The organism is Paenibacillus sp. FSL R5-0636, assembly GCF_037974255.1.
In the GTDB taxonomy this organism is placed as follows: domain Bacteria; phylum Bacillota; class Bacilli; order Paenibacillales; family Paenibacillaceae; genus Paenibacillus_AQ; species Paenibacillus_AQ odorifer.
This window is the reverse complement of record NZ_CP150232.1, coordinates 1120437-1137019: the sequence shown is the minus strand read 5'-3', so window position 1 is coordinate 1137019 and position 16583 is coordinate 1120437. Positions and strand designations below refer to the sequence as shown.

Below are 16583 nucleotides of genomic sequence, written 5' to 3'. Positions count from 1 at the left end.
ATATAGTACTTCATTATAAGGCATTTTCATAACAATTTTCACATCAAAATACAAAGGCTAATTTAATTATAGACGGTCACGTGGATAACTATGTAATCGTCAGAAGCCAAAATGAATCTCATAACCTGTACATGAAGATATAGTAGAAAGAAGAATGAGCACGAAAAAAGACTGGTTGCCTATACAAAACTGAAACTATGAATATACCGACCCCCAAAAGGAGCACTCTAAAATAAAAAAACAGGTGAAATGATGAAAACTTGCAGCAAAATTATGTTGATCACCCTTGCATTCTTTTTATGCTTCACGAACTCTGCTCTAGGTAGTCCAAGCAAAAACCGCGACTACTACGAAAAAAGAGGAGACATGATTTGGGAAGTACATACTAACCAAAAAGTGATTGCATTGACGTTCGACGACGGTCCTGACCCTTCTGAAACCGATCAAATCTTAAAGGTATTGAATCAATATCATGCGAAATGCACCTTTTTTGCGATAGGAAAAAGAATTGCAGCCTATCCAGAGGTAGCGAAACGAGTTATTGCTGAGGGGCATGAATTAGCTAACCATACCTACAATCACGTTTATTTTAAAAAACCTATTAATGAAGCCCAATTTGAGCAGGAGCTAAGATTGACCGAAGAAGAGATTATAAAAGTCTCCGGTAAACATAGTTCACTGTTCAGACCACCAGGCGGCATGTATGACGAGACCTTAGTTGATCTGTCTAACAATATGGGCTTGAAGCCAATATTATGGTCCTGGCATCAAGATACTCGTGACTGGAATCGCCCAGGCGTATACAGTATTTCGAACAAGGTCATTCGAAATGCACGTAATGGGGACATCGTTCTGTTTCATGATCATGTGCACGGGCAGTCACAAACTAGAGAAGCTCTTAAAATTATTTTGCCGGAATTAGAAAAGAAAGGCTTTCGATTTGTCACTGTCTCTGAGTTGATCAAATTATCCAGTACACAGCAGGCGGGTAAACAACAATAGGCTAATTGCACAGGACTTCAAAATAGGGTAGTCTTGTCCTAATATGAAGTTCTGGAGGCTTTTGTGATGTCCGATAATACATCCTATACGACAGAGGAAATTGCCCGCTTATTAAAAATATCAAAATTAAAAGTATATGATCTAATTAAAAAAGGGGAGCTCCCCTCCTACCGTGTAGGAAAACAAATGCGCGTGGATCAATCCGATTTGGAAACCTACAAACAAAATACACGGAGTGGGGCGTCCACCGCTAATCCTACTACTATAATGGCCCAGACTCCACCAGCAATACCCTTGGCCTTTTCCGGTACAAATCCAGCTCAAATGCCAGCACAATCTCCCCACCTTAAAGCTGTAGGACACAGCTTGGTGATTACAGGTCAGGATATGTCACTGGATATTCTAGCTACCTATTTGGAACGGGCTCTGCCTGAACGCCCTCTTCGTTCTTATGCCGGGAGTCTTGATAGCCTGATAGCCATGTATAAAGGGGAGTCGGACATTGTCAGCACACATCTGCTCGACGGGGATACTGGAGAATACAACCTACCCTATATCCGAAAAATACTCGTAGGATGCTCTTATGTTGTAGTTCGCCTACTTACCCGAAGTGCAGGTTTTTATGTACAAAAAGGGAATCCCAGGGGTATTCATGAATGGTCTCACTTAGAGCAGAACGGACTCACGCTGATCAATAGAGAACGAGGTTCAGGTGCACGCGTATTATTGGATGAACAGCTTCGATTGCATAGCATTCCAGCAGCCAGCCTATCAGGCTATGAGAACGAGGAGAACAGCCATTTGGCAGTTGCCGGTAAAGTGGCCCGGGGAGAAGCAGATGTAGCCATCGGCACCGAGAAAGCCGCTAAGATTGTCGACGGTGTTGATTTCGTTCCTATGATTCAGGAGTGCTATGATCTGGTGATGATTAAAAAAACGGAGCATGAGCAATGGATTGCTGCCGTGATTGATATTTTGCGTTCACCAGCCTTCCAGAGTGAGCTTGGGTCCATTCACGGATATGATCTCACGGAAACAGGGACGATAATTTATGAGACTTAATGGGTCACAGCAGAAGACGGGAGCATTATGCAGAAGCGTTTAACTGTATTTCGTACAACTATATTACTTCGAATAACTCGCAAATTAGATATAACTGTATTTGGTACACCTATTTCTCTTGATTTACTACCCCATAGGCGACTTTTCTAGTTTTAGTTGTATAGAATACAATTAAAGTTAGAACGATTCCTTATGCAGACGGAATAACTGTATAGAATGCAGTTAACTCACAGACTCCATCAAAATCTGACGGCGCTAGAAGCTGACATCAAAGTTGCCGGGTTCACTTGCCCAGCATCTGCTCAAACCACCCGCTTCAAACCAAAAACACCAGGCAGCAACTCTCCAATAACCGGAGAATCGCTGTCTGGTGTTTTTTTAAGAACGCCGATTCACAAACATCAGCATAGCGGCTGAAATAACAATAATTGAACATACCCACATCCACGCGAGCGTCATATTGCCTCCATCTACCGCAACATAGATCGCTGTGGGTAAGGTTTGCGTGCGGCCCGGAATATTGCCAGCTACCATGATGGTAGCGCCAAACTCCCCAAGACCGCGGGCAAAACCAAGAACATAACCGGCTGCCAGCGACCGGCCCGCAAGCGGCAGCGTGACATAACGCAGTACCTGCAGTTCACTTGCCCCTTGTGCCCGCGCCGCATCTTCAAGATCTGCTTCTATCCCTTCGAAACCCGCCTTCACTGTGCGGTATACGAGTGGAAAAGCTACGACTACAGCGGCGATAACAGCTGCCCCCCATGTGAACAGGATCGTCTGCTCCGTCATCTGTTCATACCATCTGCCGATCCAGCTTCGTCGGCCTAAAATAACTAAAAGCACAAATCCTACAACCGTCGGCGGCAATACGAGCGGAAGCAGCATTATAGTCTCTACCAAGCTGTGACCGGGAAACTTCCGGCCCGCCATAGCCTTCGCAGCAGCTGTTGCCAAAATGAATACAATAATGCTTGTAATCACAGATATTTTTACGGAAAGCCATACCGGGGCGAAGAAATCAGTCCAATTTATTTCCAACCTTATTCCACCCGCTTCTACTCGTAATTTCTATTTAAGGAAGCAGGAAGCCATAACTTACAAAGATATCATTAGCTTCCTTGCTTTGAAGGTAACTATACAACTCCTTAGCTGCCTTTTGATTCTTCGAGCTCTTCACGATGCCTGCCGGATAATTAATAGCTTTGTGTACATGTGGACCGACCGTCAAAGCGATTTTAGTTTTCTTTGAAGTAAGCGCATCTGTCTTATAGACAAAACCGGCATCGGCATTTCCTGTTTCTACATAAGAGAGAACCTGACGCACATCCTTGGCAAATACGAGTTTGCTTTGCAGCGGATCCCAGACCTTTTTCGCTGTCAATGATTGCTGAGCATACTGACCCGCTGGTACAGATTCAGGCTGTCCCACTGCCACCTTCTTAAAAGCTTTATCCGTAAGCTGAGTAATCGTTGTTAATTTAACCTTTGAATCTGAGGGTACGACTACAACCAATTGATTCTTAAGCAGAACCTTATGATCGGAGATAAGTCCACCTTCCACCAGTGCATTCATCTGTTTATCACCTGCAGAGAAGAACAGGTCCGCCGGAGCCCCTTGCTCAATCTGCTTTTGCAGAGTACCGGATGCTGCATAATTAAAAACCAAATCAATATCGGGATGTTTCTTTTCATAAAGGAGGGCAATCTTATCCAGGCTATCCTGCAAACTAGCCGCAGCGGAAACAATAATTTCAGTCTTCTTGGTGGCTGCTTGCACCTTTCCCCCTGGACCTGCAGATAAATTCACAACCAGAACGATTGCCAATATCCCCATCACGGAGAGTGTCCATTTCTTAAACATTTCCATTCCTCCCAATTTCGTATGTATATATTTAGATGCTATTCTAGCATACACTTTTTCGTTTTTCTATAACTACAGATATGTTTAGATATGTTTAGTTATATATTGTTATAATTAGAGAATATATAATGATGATTTTGGCTTTTTGCACACAAAAAAGATGCCTCTGACTCCCCTAAATAGGGCTGCAAAGACACCTATTTCACGAATGATATTAATTCTTCATCTGTGGGCCAAGCACATCATGTTGACCGTCACCCACCAGGTTAAAGCCAAGTACATTCAACATAATGGATAATCCACTCCCCCAAGAAGCTCACCCGGATTAATATATTCATTTTTAAGAATCAAATGGATCTAGAGAATAGCCCTCTTCTGTATAAAATTGAACAAAGGTCAAATTCGAGGATAAAAGTAAACCTCTAAATTGCAATTATGTTATTAAATGTATGCGCTATTATAAAAAGACTCACCAAACAAGAGAAATATTCTATAATTTTCGATTTGTAATAATATATGTAAACGAATATTTCATTTGAAGGTGAGAATCCATCTTATTTATATTGCGATATCCATTTCTCCAACTGCTGCCTGAGCACTTCACGATAATAAAACGGCTCTATGATTTCCGCATCCTCTTCAAATCGCTTAATCCAGCGGACAAATGCAATATCTTGTTCCAATGCGACTTTAAAATAACAACACCGAGCTTGACGGTCTACTTTATTCGGCTTATAGGGCAAATCCTCTTTCTTTAGCCCTTCCATGATTCGCTCCGAAAATTTCACTTTAAACTCTACCTGCAAACTATCGCGGTCAAGTGACCATTTTTGCTTCATAAAAGCTTGCAAATCAAATGATTCCTTTGAGAAGCAGCGGTTTAATGGCTTTACGTTTGAAAAATCGTTGATATGATATGTACGAATAACACCCTGATGATGGCAAAATCCAATGAGATGAAAACGATTTTCCAGTGGGACTAAACAATAAGGATCGATGGTTATTTCCTTCTCCTCCACCGCATTCTCGCAATAATTCGCTTGAATACTCCTCTGCTTTAATAAAGACTCCAAAATAGGTGTTAAAAAAGATTGATGCTCCATCTGTGCACCGCTTCTTTCCAACCAGCTTGTACCTGCTTCTCTTCTTGCACGTTCTATCGTTTCTTCCCGCTCTGCCTTTCGCTTGTATTCAGCTGCGACTACTTTTTCATAAGCGCCTTCAAAATCGATAGGCAGAACGGGTTTAATATCTTCCATAATATAGCGTAATTGCGAAAACGCAGCCGCCTCTTCTTCCGACCAATCCAAAGGATAAAGTGCAAAATTGCCAATAAAAGCATAGCCTTTTCCATGTCCAAGGTGGGTTATAGGAATATGCATGGCGCTAAGCGCGTCCATATCCCGGTATATCGTTCTCTCGCTGTTGCCGCAGCGTTCCGCCAATTCACGGGCTAATATCCCTGGCTTGGCTTGAACAAGTGTAATAATGCGCATCAGTCGGATTAATCGGTCTGTCATATTCAGTTCCCCTTGATTTATGGTTAAATAGACCCATTATTTTATGAAAAAAAGTAATAGTGTGATAGAACTTTTTTACTATGTTACCACATTTTATATTACAATTCTTCTGATTATTTTCCGCCGAACCCGCTGACAAAACAAATTTATGTATAGGTCTTTTTTCGTCAATATGCATCTTCTAGTTGTATGTCCTATATCAATTTCCAGTAGCAGTTTTACCCCGCTTCTGATACTCGAATCCAATCTGTTTATACAACATTTCGGCCTCTTTAAGTAGTAAAGGATCTCCAGAACGTACGGCTAGTAATAGTAATTTATCTGCGTGACGGCAGAGCATTTCATGAGCTTGACTATGTTGTCCTTCATTTTGCAACGTGGTTGCCTCCTCAATCGTTTCAGCTGTTTTTAACAATTCCAGATGTTTCTCTACATGAAAGCAGCAGGTTTCACTCAGAACCTGAGTATGATGAGTGTATTCTAGCTCAAGAACCTTTACTGGAAGCTCTTGAACACGCTCTACGGTTGGCTTTTTATATTTCCACTGTAAGGAAAGAGCTTCATATCTACCTGCAATAGTAGTAGAGATATTGAATTCCAGTGCAATAAACTTTCGTTGCCCCGTTTTTATTTTGCCAAGCTTAAGAAGTAGCGAACTGCCTTCACCGACTTCAAACTCACACCCATACGAGCGCTTAAAAGTTACATGGGGTTCAAGCCAAACCCGCAGTTCGATTTCACGTGCAACCACTTTATAACTGCTGGGTCGGCTGTGCTCTGAAGGCATATTCCCTTTCCATTCGACAAGCAAGATAACATTACGATTGCCGCCTGCAAAAATACGATTTTGACTCCATGTGAATACGGGATGAATACTTTCTATCATTATTTCCACCTCTTTCTTTTTTTGGGTCTTCTATTAATGTACCAATAATGGCGGACAACTCCATGTCATGGAATGTATGTTCGGTTCTATATTATCGACAAAAAAAGAGTCATTCTACATGCTTAGTAGACTGACTCTTGTAAAAACAACCCCTTTTGTCTTTTTATGACGAAAATTTTATGTTTTTTTCTCATCGACTCCCTAATTTAGTCTGCACTCGCTCTCGCTTGAAAAATAGTCCCAGTGCCCATTTGGCACACAACAGAGAAAATATAAAAAACAGTGTGGCCCAAAATATAGCCGGTACGGGAGTCATTCTTGCCAGATTGCTGGCATCTCCTGCACGGGACGGTGATACAGCAGCCGCGTGTACCAGAAATAAACTTCCCATTACAGACTCCTCCAAGGTTAAAAAGGCCAATAACAAATAATAATATTTGCTGGCCTTCTTCCAAACCACCAGCATTAGAATATTTAACGCAATAAATCCGCCCAACCACATCATGCCAAAGCTTCCTCGTACGTATAGCAGGAGCATAATCAACGCCACACCCGTAGCTAAGATAAGGCCCCAATCATGGCGTCCCTTACTATATAAATAGAAGAGCAGAAGTGCAAATAAGGAGGCTAGCAAATAACCCGAGAGGGAAACTAATATTGCCTTGCCCCCTTCTTGAATGGCTGAATAGGTTACACCGCTATGATCTGCGTATAATTCAATCCTCAGCACACTACCCGACAGTAGTAAGGTCATCAGAGCATGACCAAATTCATGAATCATCGTGTCTAAATTCCGAAACAAAGATGAAAATGGGATCAATCTAGTCAAAAAAGCAGATCCGATCAGAAGCAATATTGTTTTAAGCCATTTGTTCAATCGACAGCAGCCCCTTTCGTCCAAAGTATACGATAAATAGTACCTCTTCTCAATCGAGATAATCACGGACTGATCGTGTTTAATAATGAGTAAACGAAAACCTTAAGGAGGTAAAAATTACTTTCATTATAAGCATTGCCAGTCCCATGGCGTACGCTGTCAGAAGCTGTCAAGCTGTGTTAAAATAAAAGAACTACAAGCCTAAATTGGGTGGTGATTATATAGATGAAGCAACATAAATCCCGAGCATATCTACAGCTGTTATATTCGCTCCTGTTCTTGCTGACGCTTACTGTATGCCTGCCAGCTCCTGTAGCAAAAGCTAATATATTCAGTGATATCTATAATGGAGTTAAAAATTTCTCCGAGCTGCCAAACGAAGTGAATGAATTAAAGGAAGGTTTTCAGCAAACTGCTGAAGAGCTTCAGCAGGCAAAGGATAAGCTCGCGAATACCACGCAGGAGATGGAAGCTTACCGGATACAGAACGAAAGCCTACAAGAGCAAAATCGCCAACTGACGCAGATGGTTGATGAATTAAAAAATGACCGGACGGCACGCGAAGAATATTATCATAAAATCAAAGTGACTATTTTTACAGGGATTGGACTAATCCTAGGTTATTTTATACTGATCCGTTTTATTCGTTTCAGCATGCTTTACCGTTCTCGAAAAGGCGATCGTCTGCGTTAGTCTTACGTATTCATTGAAGATCACAGTCACAGCATGAGGGAGATGAACTATGAACATCGATATCCAAGATGAAAGCGACAGTGGAAGCGGACAAGCCGTAGCCTTCTCCCTTCAGGAGAAGGAAGAGGTTCATGTACTCCATCCACAACAAATTATCGCTTATCAAGGTCCTTCCTCAGGACGAGCGGACAGATTTATGGATGTAAAGGGCATATACCGCAAGCGAAAGTTGATTCGTTCCGATATGGCAGGTCCTTGCCATTTCGTTGCCGCCCTTCCGCCAGGCTATCGCATAAAAATCCTACAGCTCGATGGTAAAAGCGATCTGCTGTACGACTTTAAGCATCTCTTCTTCTACAGTATAGGTATTTCGCTGGAGACCCGGGTGCTAAGCATGAAAAATGTGCTCGTTACACGGGATATTGTAAAGGTGAAATTTTCGGGCAATGGCATGATTGGCATACTGACGGAGGGTACGGTCTGTGAAGCTGTACTGCATCCGACCAACCCCCTTTATGTCGATGCAGGCAGCATTATTGCCTACCCTGAGAATGCCAAGCTGGAGCTCACCGTTTACGGCAACCATTTGGCTAGCCAGCATATGAGCTATCACTGGAAGATGACAGGTCACGGGCCTGTGCTGTTTCAGGCAGGACGTCAGAACCGCCGATTCGAAAGAGATAATAACGATGATGGAATTGTTAAACGATTTATACGCGAGGTAGTCCCCTTCGGGGGTGTGTTTATTAAATAGTTGTGTTCAGCAGTAAAACAACAAAACAAAGAGCGCCATGCGTATCCTATACGCAGGCGCTCTTTGTGGTTCTATCCTTTATAAGACTGTTGTCTTAGGCGATAAAAGCATTCAACATCCATGCATGTTTCTCAATGCTGCTTCTAATACCAATCAGCAGATCCGCAGTAGGTTGATCAGCCAGTTCTTCTGCAGTAGCAATCGCAGCTTGCAGTTCTTTAGAGACAGTCGTAAAGTCTCTAACCAGCTCCATTACCATACCCTTGGCATCTTCGCCACCACGAGCTTCCTGTAAATCGGAAAGCTCCAAATATTGTTTCATAGAGGAGGCAGGCTGTCCACCAATAGCAAGCAGGCGCTCAGCCAAATCATCTGCATAACCAGCAGCTTCATTGTAGAGTTCTTCAAACTTCTCATGCAGCGTGAAGAATTGGGATCCGCTAACATACCAGTGATAATGATGAAGCTTTACCCCAAGCAGGAACCAGTTCGCGGTCTGGCGGTTCAAAGCAGCGTGCAGTTCAGTTTGGCTCTTTAGTTGTGTACTCATTAATAAAACCTCCTATGGTTAATTTATTATATTGTATTTAGACTCATTCTAAATCTATATACAATTTAACACATCCTTTTGCTTTTTGCAACCACTTTGAAGATTTACATGTTGCCGATTCTAGCATAACTTTTGTTATACCGCCTATTATCTCTGTCACACTCTGGATAACAGCCTCTTTCTAAACTTAAATCAAAGATATATTTTCCTCCGCCGTCTTCCCTTTCTGACTCCGGAAAAAAGCCCTCATCTCATCGCGTTTGCTCTTTGGACTTAAGACATATACAGTATCCCCTGGCTCAATGACGGTACTGCCATGGGGGGTGACAATGCTTTTATTCCGGATAATAGCAGTAAATAAGATATCATCTGGCAGTCCAATATCGGAGATTTTCTGCCCGGCAATGGGCATGTAAGGTTCAATTCCTATGTGGTTGAACTCGGAATCTGTCTTGCCAAGGGCGACCAGCTCCATCAGTGATGGCTGTGCTGAATCCTCTTGCCCCACCAGCTTCAACCGGGAAGCCAGCGGTGAAATGCTTGTTCCTTGAATCACTGCTGAGGTCAGCACGACGAAGAACACCACATTGAAGAACAGTCGTCCGTGGGGAAGATTGGCTAGCAGCGGATAGGTTGCCAGTACAATTGGAACGGCTCCGCGCAGGCCTGCCCAGGAAATCAGTGTTTTTTCACGAATAGAGAATTTGGAAAAGAGCAAGCTTATAAACACACCAATGGGCCTTGCCACAACCATCAGAATGACGGACAGCAATATACCTTGCCAAGCCACCTCTGCCAGCTCCTGTGGAAATACCAGTAGACCCAGCAATATAAACATAAATATTTGCATCATCCAAGCGAAGCCATGACTAAAATTCATAATTGTTCGATGATACATTAGCTCAGAATTGCCAAGGGTAAGACCCATTACATAGACAGCCAGCAAGCCGCTGCTATGAACGAGTGCAGATAACCCGTAGGTTAGGACAGCAAATCCAATCGCCAATACCGGGTAAAGCCCCGTGGAATCCAGGTTAATTCGATTGATAAGATATACTGCGATTTTGCCAAGTACAATCCCTATCACCAAACCAACTGCCATCTCCCATATAAAGGACAGCACAAGTCCCCATATCGCCATATCCGGATGCTGAATCCATTCGATCAGCGATACTGTCAAAAACACCGCCATAGGATCGTTGCTACCTGATTCCGCTTCGAGTGTCGAGGTCAGTCGTTTGTCAATATTCTTACCGCCTAATACCGAAAAGACCGCAGCCGCATCAGTCGAACCCACGATAGCTCCGAACAGAAAACTTTCCGCCCATGACACCTCAAGAATCAGCTTAGCGAACACCCCAACGATAGCTGTCGTTAACAATACGCCTACCGTAGATAAGGATAATGCCGGCCGAATAATAGGCTTGATATCCTTAATACTGGTCTGCATCCCACCTTCGAATAGGATAACAACCAGCGCAAAAATCCCGGCCATTTGTGTTAAGGAAGCATTGTTAAAAAAGATAAATTGACTCAGTACCATCCCCGCAGCAAGGAAAAGCACTAGCGCTGGCATTCCAAATTTAGTGGAGAATTTGGTGGAAAACACACCTACAAGTAAGAGAGCTGCCAGCAATAATATGATATTATCTGCAAGTTGGGTCACCGTTTATTCACTTCCCTTTCTCTTCTAGCTTAAAATATAAGCTTCCTTATTTATGTACGTTATTACCCTTATCCACATCCTTTTGAGACATTGAATAATATAAGCAGGATTGAAGATTTCATCCGCTGGGGCTTATACTTAAAATAATTCCTTCCTACCCTGCTCGTATTTACATATAAGGAGGCTGACTGTAAATGCAATTGAGATTAATTAAACCTGCGGAGCTGGATCAAGCCGCTCTTCTAGCCCATTCCATCTTTCGCAAAGCCGGCGACACTTCTATGAAAGAGCTGTTTCCGCTGATTTTCAGCCCTGGTTACACTCACTCTTATGCAGCCGTTGCCGAGGACGGTAGCATCGCTGCTTTTATGGGATTAGTGCCCTCCACGATCCGCACTGGAGAAGCTCTCCTGAACGTATTCTCCATCGGTGCAGTTTGCACAGATCCTGCTTATCGCGGCCAGGGACTAGCCGGTCAGCTTCTACAGCTATGCCAGACCCATGCTGCGAATGCTGGCGCATCACTTATCTTTGTCTCGGGTGACCGCTCGCTGTATACCCGAGCGGGATGCGTACCGTTCGGCGGTACGCAATTTGCCGAGCTGAACGCAAGCTCGGCTCACGCACTTGCTGCCGCAGCAGGGGAAGAATGGACGCTGCGGCCAATGCAGCCGGGCGACTTCTTCGCCGTCAACCGGCTGCTGAATGAACGCGAAGCCGGACAGATGTACAGTCCGGGTGAGCTGGCGCTGCTGCTGGGTGCCGAGGCTTACGCGGGTGTGCTGGGCTTGTCCCAGCGCACACTCGTAGCCGTGCGGGACGGCAGCATCGAGGGGTTCGCCGCGATGGCTGTGCCCGCGGCGGATGTGCCGGCGCCGAGCCCAGCGACGGCGGTGGATTGGGCCGGCCAGCCGCAAGCGGTAGCGGCGTTGCTGGCCAAGGCGGCTCTGTGCAACGGCGTTGGCACGCTGCAAGTGCCTGTGCCGTGGCAGGAGCGCAGCCTGCTCGCGCTTCTGCGGGACGCCGGCGCCTCCTTAAGCGCCGGCGCGAACAGCGGGACGGTCTGCATCGCAGACCGGGAAGCGCTTTTGCGGCAGACGGAAGTATGCCGCAAGCGTAGCCTCGACTTGTCGTCCGTGGACGACAAGGAGCTGATCTCGCTGCTGTTTGATCCAGCGAGCCCGCTTCGCACCTCAGATTCCTCAGGGGAATCTGAGGCAATTCCATTACCTTATATGTCTGGTCTCCATTTTATTTAAAGCACAAAAATAACCTCAGCGGGAGAATGATCCCGCTGAGGTTATTTAGTATGCTCTATTAACAGTTATATAAATTCAAATAATTGCTTATTCTCTGGAGTACACCTGTAGCTCTTGAATAGACCAATAATTCCCGCCCGCTCCGGTCTGTACAATTTTGATATACCGTGTCTTTACCTTAGAAAAGGTTATCTTCGTAAGCTCTTTCGTGCCTTTTCCAGAGGTGAGTTTGTTCCAGTTTTGAGCATCGTCAGAAATATAAACTACATAGTCTCTTGGATAATCAAATGGTGATAACGTGCTGTCCAAATCTATTCTTTCAATTTCATGTGCTTCACCCAGATCAATCTGAAAATACTCTCCAGAAACCTGATGTTTCCCCGTATCCCAGCGCGTGCGCCGATCCCCATCGATGGCCAGACTTGGAGCTGATGCCACCGTATTCACATTTGAGGTTACCTTCCACTTTGTCCGATCCAGAGGAACCAGGCCGGTGGCTGTAATCTGAATTTTGTCGGAAAGTAGATTTGAACCTGATACCCTTACCGCGTAGGTATATAACGTCCCTTCACGTAAATTATGATCCGTGTATTCTGTAAGCTTCACATCGGTGGCTACCACCTTCATTTCCCCCCCGCTACCTTCAGCACGAAGCAGCTCGTAGCTTGCTCCCGGTGCCTCCAACCAATTTAATTTTACAGCTAAACCTTTTGTTGCTGCGGCTTTGAATCCTTTAGGGGCAGACGGCTTTACTTCAGAGGAAGGCTGCAAAATATACTGCACAGCCTCTCCTGGAGCAAGTGTCTCCGTAAAAGTTAACGTGGGAGTAGCCTTTTTACCTGTTACATAACTTCTTGCTTTTTCATACGTATCCCCGTTTCCAAAACGTTCCCCTTCATACACCCCGTTTTTCGGCATAGTCACATTTACACTCACAGTTTGTGGAGTAGACTCAAAGTTAACGAAATTAACCAGCACCTTATTTGAGGTCGCTCCGCTTCCCGCAAGAGGCTTCAATGTAGAAGTATCCACGGCCCGAACATATACCAGCTTGTCGGCTAACACATCTTTGTTGGCAACTTGATAAGTTAATGGAGCTCCATGCGTAGCATAGGCAAGACTGAGCCTTCTCATGATGCTGACACGTGAATCCTCATTTTCTTTTGTATAATAAATCTCTGTGGTCGCCGGATCATGCTCTTCTAAATTAAACCCGTATTTGAATAAACTGAAATCCTTAAAAAAAGCAGCATGCTGCACAAACATATCCGCATAACCAATATGCGCACGCATGATCCGGTCGAATACAGCCGCTGTCCGCTCCGTTGCCCCGTATTGATAGGCATCCACATGACTGTCCGAAGTACCAAATTCAGTGGTCAGCATTTTTTTGCCGAGTCCATTGTCTGCGCCAGTGAAGGTCTTCAAATTCTCAGTAAAGCTTCCTCCATTACTAAAAATATAAGAGTCCCCGTAGGAATGTCCATTGGTCAAATCCGTAACCTTCTCCAGCTCCATACGTTGCTCTGGATCACGTTCCCAGCCATCCGGATCTCCACATTCCTTCCCAGTTCCCTTCTGATTACCGCAGGAATCCTCACTGTAACTCGGCCAATACGCCCAGCCCGGAGCAACAGTTTGTAAATGGGGCGCGATTTGCTTGCCCTTTTTATTTAGCCAGTCCGCAATCGCCAAGTTAACTGCCTTAGAACGATTGAATAATCCTGGCTCATTATCTACCTCATAATATTGAAAATAGGGGCTATATTGCTCAAAATAATCCGTCAGCTTTTTCTCTGCATCAGCGGGCAACGATCCGTCTGCCTTAAGCTTAATATCACCAGTATGCAAATACAGAGCAACCGCCTGCATGTTGTAATCCTGCAACACCTTGTAATATTCCATCATATCCGAGCAGGACCGCCCAACATCGCTGGCACAGCTGGTTCGCATCACATTGCCGCTATAAGCCATACCTAGCCATTTGATAACATAAGGCAAGTGCGTAACTGCACCTTCATCGAAATAAAATTGCTTATTATTCACTACTGTTCCGGTCAATGTGTAGCTGCCATGGATAGGCTCAGAAATTGGAGCGTTAAGAGACTCTAAACGGAGATTATCCCAAGTCCACCAGGAATATTCGTCTTCTTTGTCACTGCAATATAAACAGCGAACCGTTTGCAGCTTCAATTCGTTCGTTCCTATCTTCAATTGCTCCTTGGGAATATATAATTCATAGGTCTTTTGAAAGCTATATTCACTTTCTGTGCCAGCAACGCCTGCAATTTGAATGATCCCCGACAATTGATGATTGGAGAACACACTCATTTGCGGCACGGATTTATACGCATCCAGAATACCTACGCTAAATAAGACCCCATTCTCCGGGATCTTATTTAGCTGATATGTGATCGTTAATTCCGGCTGGGTCTTTCCATTCAAGCCTGCAGGCAAGCTCTGCAGAGCCGATGATTTGAGCACCGAAGAAGGAACATTAAAGTCCTTCTTGCTGCCAGAAGTGCCACTCGCAGCGAATTCAGCTGCTGAGCCATCATGTTGTCCCAGATTCCAGATCACAGTACCATCCGGTATTTCTGCTGCAGCATCAGTTCCTGCAGATAGTCTCGGTATATTGGCACCTACCTTATAATCGTTTGTCCTATTCGTTCCGAAGACAGAGACAGACAACAGAAACAAGACGGTTAATGCGGCGAATTTTAGTAATAACAGTAATGGTTTGTTTGCAGATATCTTATTTTTTCTATTAGATATTCTCCTCGTTATTCCCATCCATAGGTCCTCTCTTTCTTCCGGAATGTCTTACCCTATCATTTCATTAGATTAAGGAAGGAACAATGCCCCTTGTGGAATTACCTGCTGCTTCTGGCTGGAACTCTCCCATAGCAAACGAAGATTGGCATCTCCTTCATTCTCATAATATTCAATTTGGATATCATAAAGCGTTCCAGCTGTGAGCGGGATACTTCCTTTATGAAGGGTTGCACTTTGATTTTTCCAATTGTCGATGATCAGCTTTCCGTCAATCCAGACACGGACTCCATCATCAGAGGATGCTGAAATTGTATATTTCTCACTGAATTTGGGTTTGAGCTTCCCTTTCCAGCGTACAGAAAAGTGATCTTCATTTATCCCTGAGGCAGGTGACGCACCATGCCAATTAAAATCAATCTTACGGTCATCGCGGATAAGTACCGCTTCTCCCTCTAAATCAGTATTGTTATAGTATTCTCCAGTTAAACCCGTTAGGGTTACCGGAGTTACGGGTGCTATCGAAGGACCTCCTGTTGTGAGAACATAGTCCTCTCTCGATACTATAAACGAGTCTTTCATAAAGCTTTTAATTGACTGTAGCGTATTATTTTCTGTCAGTAATTTTCCCCAGGTCATCATATAGACCCATTTATTTTGTTTCTCAGTTAATACATCCGGGTTCGGCAGCTGTCCGCTCTCCCCGATTCCGATAGGTTTACCCTCGGCCAATGCGAGCAGATCCTCATAGTAGGACTGCTTATAATCGTTATTGTAGATATCCGCAGCCAGAACATCGAGTTTATCCCCACCGGGATAATATGCAGCATAAGGATCTGACCATTCATTCGGCGCATTCGGATTCCATACCCACAGTAGATTATTTAGCTTGTGTGTGTTTACAAAACGATCATAGACAATACTCCAAAGCTCTGAAAAATTGTCCTTTTTCCCCCACCAAAACCAACCGCCATTCATTTCATGGTAAGGTCGCCATAAGACCGGAACTCCGGCATCACGCAATTGTCCCAAATATCCAGCAACCTCGTCTAGATCTGAGATTAGCCTCTTATACTGAGCTGTCCCAGGTGTAACATAAGCATTAAATTTCTCTTGACTGAGACTTCTGTTTACATTGGACCATTCTGGAGATGTTCCCGGCAAACTCTGATGGAATGTCATGGCTACAATGCCACCCTCGTGATGCCATTCAATTGCACTGTCTATCACTGCTTGCCGCTGTTCTGCGATCGTCCCTTCGGATTGATTATTAATCGCCCCTAATTCATAACCATGTAGAACGGCATTTTGTCCCGAAGTATTCTTCAGCTTATGAACCAGTTCATCTGGGCTTTCTAGATAATCATGCTGGCCGGACAAAATCCCTTTGCCACGTAGATTCACCAAATTACTCAGCAGTTGCTTAGCCTCTTCAGAAGCCGATGGATTACTGGGTATAACCGGAGGTAAAGAGGAAGAAACACTCATAGCCTTCGGAAGACTCTTAACCTCTCCCCAAGGCAGCAAGGAAAAAATAATAAACACCGGTAACATAGTAAACAACAATCTGTTTTTCTTATAATATTTACGCAAATAAATCCTCCTTTCGGTAGCTGTACTGCCTCTACAGGTGCTAAATAAACATACCTGTTATCGGACAATCGTCTTCTGACCTAAT

The 16583-nt window shown here is 44.2% G+C and carries 14 protein-coding genes; 5 read left to right on the top strand and 9 right to left on the bottom strand.

The window, feature by feature from the left end; all coding sequences use genetic code 11:
- Positions 1-249 precede the first annotated feature (249 nt).
- Positions 250-1002, top strand: coding sequence for a polysaccharide deacetylase family protein (locus MKX34_RS04855; protein ID WP_339204511.1), 753 nt, complete (start codon positions 250-252; stop codon positions 1000-1002).
- Positions 1003-1068: 66 nt separating this feature from the next.
- Complete coding sequence (locus MKX34_RS04850) at positions 1069-2064, top strand: helix-turn-helix transcriptional regulator (protein ID WP_076296156.1); 996 nt, start codon at positions 1069-1071, stop codon at positions 2062-2064.
- A 378-nt stretch (positions 2065-2442) separates the two neighbouring features.
- On the opposite strand, the gene modB is transcribed toward MKX34_RS04850, so the two are convergent.
- The 5 genes from modB to MKX34_RS04825 form a co-directional block, all read right to left on the bottom strand.
- Positions 2443-3099: a molybdate ABC transporter permease subunit gene (gene modB, locus MKX34_RS04845; RefSeq protein WP_172628881.1), complete on the bottom strand. Its 657-nt coding sequence runs from the start codon at positions 3097-3099 to the stop codon at positions 2443-2445.
- Between the two features lie 40 nt (positions 3100-3139).
- Positions 3140-3934 (bottom strand): molybdate ABC transporter substrate-binding protein, encoded by a 795-nt coding sequence (gene modA, locus MKX34_RS04840; protein ID WP_256717593.1) that lies wholly within the window; start codon positions 3932-3934, stop codon positions 3140-3142.
- 548 nt (positions 3935-4482) lie between these two features.
- Positions 4483-5448: a WYL domain-containing protein gene (locus MKX34_RS04835; RefSeq protein WP_036676573.1), complete on the bottom strand. Its 966-nt coding sequence runs from the start codon at positions 5446-5448 to the stop codon at positions 4483-4485.
- Between the two features lie 199 nt (positions 5449-5647).
- Entirely contained in the window at positions 5648-6334 is a 687-nt protein-coding gene (locus MKX34_RS04830; RefSeq protein WP_036676574.1) for a hypothetical protein, read from the bottom strand.
- Between the two features lie 190 nt (positions 6335-6524).
- A complete protein-coding gene (locus tag MKX34_RS04825; protein ID WP_076296154.1) occupies positions 6525-7211 on the bottom strand; it encodes a M50 family metallopeptidase in 687 nt (228 codons plus the stop codon).
- Between the two features lie 225 nt (positions 7212-7436).
- Here MKX34_RS04825 and MKX34_RS04820 point away from each other — a divergent pair, with 225 nt between their 5' ends.
- Positions 7437-7904 carry a hypothetical protein gene (locus MKX34_RS04820; RefSeq protein WP_076104226.1) on the top strand — a complete coding sequence of 156 codons (468 nt, stop codon included), beginning with the start codon at positions 7437-7439 and terminating at the stop codon, positions 7902-7904.
- Between the two features lie 49 nt (positions 7905-7953).
- Entirely contained in the window at positions 7954-8658 is a 705-nt protein-coding gene (locus MKX34_RS04815) for an AIM24 family protein (RefSeq protein ID WP_076179877.1), read from the top strand.
- Between the two features lie 94 nt (positions 8659-8752).
- On the opposite strand, the gene MKX34_RS04810 is transcribed toward MKX34_RS04815, so the two are convergent.
- Together MKX34_RS04810 and MKX34_RS04805 are read right to left on the bottom strand one after the other, a co-directional pair.
- Complete coding sequence (locus MKX34_RS04810) at positions 8753-9208, bottom strand: Dps family protein (RefSeq protein WP_036676579.1); 456 nt, start codon at positions 9206-9208, stop codon at positions 8753-8755.
- Between the two features lie 187 nt (positions 9209-9395).
- The gene (locus MKX34_RS04805; protein ID WP_036676580.1) at positions 9396-10874 is read right to left on the bottom strand and encodes a potassium/proton antiporter; all 1479 of its coding nucleotides are present in this window, start codon (positions 10872-10874) and stop codon (positions 9396-9398) included.
- Positions 10875-11068: 194 nt separating this feature from the next.
- Between MKX34_RS04805 and MKX34_RS04800 the strand changes: the two genes are divergently transcribed.
- On the top strand, positions 11069-12133 hold the full coding sequence (locus MKX34_RS04800) for a GNAT family N-acetyltransferase (RefSeq protein WP_076104224.1): 1065 nt from the start codon (positions 11069-11071) through the stop codon (positions 12131-12133).
- 87 nt (positions 12134-12220) lie between these two features.
- Here MKX34_RS04800 and MKX34_RS04795 read toward each other — a convergent pair whose 3' ends face one another.
- Positions 12221-14926 carry a discoidin domain-containing protein gene (locus MKX34_RS04795; RefSeq protein WP_081383823.1) on the bottom strand — a complete coding sequence of 902 codons (2706 nt, stop codon included), beginning with the start codon at positions 14924-14926 and terminating at the stop codon, positions 12221-12223.
- Positions 14927-14977: 51 nt separating this feature from the next.
- Positions 14978-16498, bottom strand: coding sequence for a glycosyl hydrolase (locus MKX34_RS04790; protein WP_036676584.1), 1521 nt, complete (start codon positions 16496-16498; stop codon positions 14978-14980).
- Positions 16499-16583 lie beyond the last annotated feature (85 nt).

Excerpts from the sequence above, each read along its gene's own strand:
- MKX34_RS04850 (WP_076296156.1), top strand. The coding sequence starts at position 1,069 with ATGTCCGATAATACATCCTATACGACAGAGGAAATTGCCCGCTTATTA.
- MKX34_RS04815 (WP_076179877.1), top strand. The coding sequence starts at position 7,954 with ATGAACATCGATATCCAAGATGAAAGCGACAGTGGAAGCGGACAAGCC.
- MKX34_RS04820 (WP_076104226.1), top strand. The coding sequence starts at position 7,437 with ATGAAGCAACATAAATCCCGAGCATATCTACAGCTGTTATATTCGCTC.
- MKX34_RS04800 (WP_076104224.1), top strand. The coding sequence starts at position 11,069 with ATGCAATTGAGATTAATTAAACCTGCGGAGCTGGATCAAGCCGCTCTT.
- MKX34_RS04810 (WP_036676579.1), bottom strand. The coding sequence starts at position 9,208 with ATGAGTACACAACTAAAGAGCCAAACTGAACTGCACGCTGCTTTGAAC.
- MKX34_RS04795 (WP_081383823.1), bottom strand. The coding sequence starts at position 14,926 with ATGGGAATAACGAGGAGAATATCTAATAGAAAAAATAAGATATCTGCA.
- MKX34_RS04835 (WP_036676573.1), bottom strand. The coding sequence starts at position 5,448 with ATGACAGACCGATTAATCCGACTGATGCGCATTATTACACTTGTTCAA.
- MKX34_RS04855 (WP_339204511.1), top strand. The coding sequence starts at position 250 with ATGATGAAAACTTGCAGCAAAATTATGTTGATCACCCTTGCATTCTTT.
- modA (WP_256717593.1), bottom strand. The coding sequence starts at position 3,934 with ATGGAAATGTTTAAGAAATGGACACTCTCCGTGATGGGGATATTGGCA.
- MKX34_RS04830 (WP_036676574.1), bottom strand. The coding sequence starts at position 6,334 with ATGATAGAAAGTATTCATCCCGTATTCACATGGAGTCAAAATCGTATT.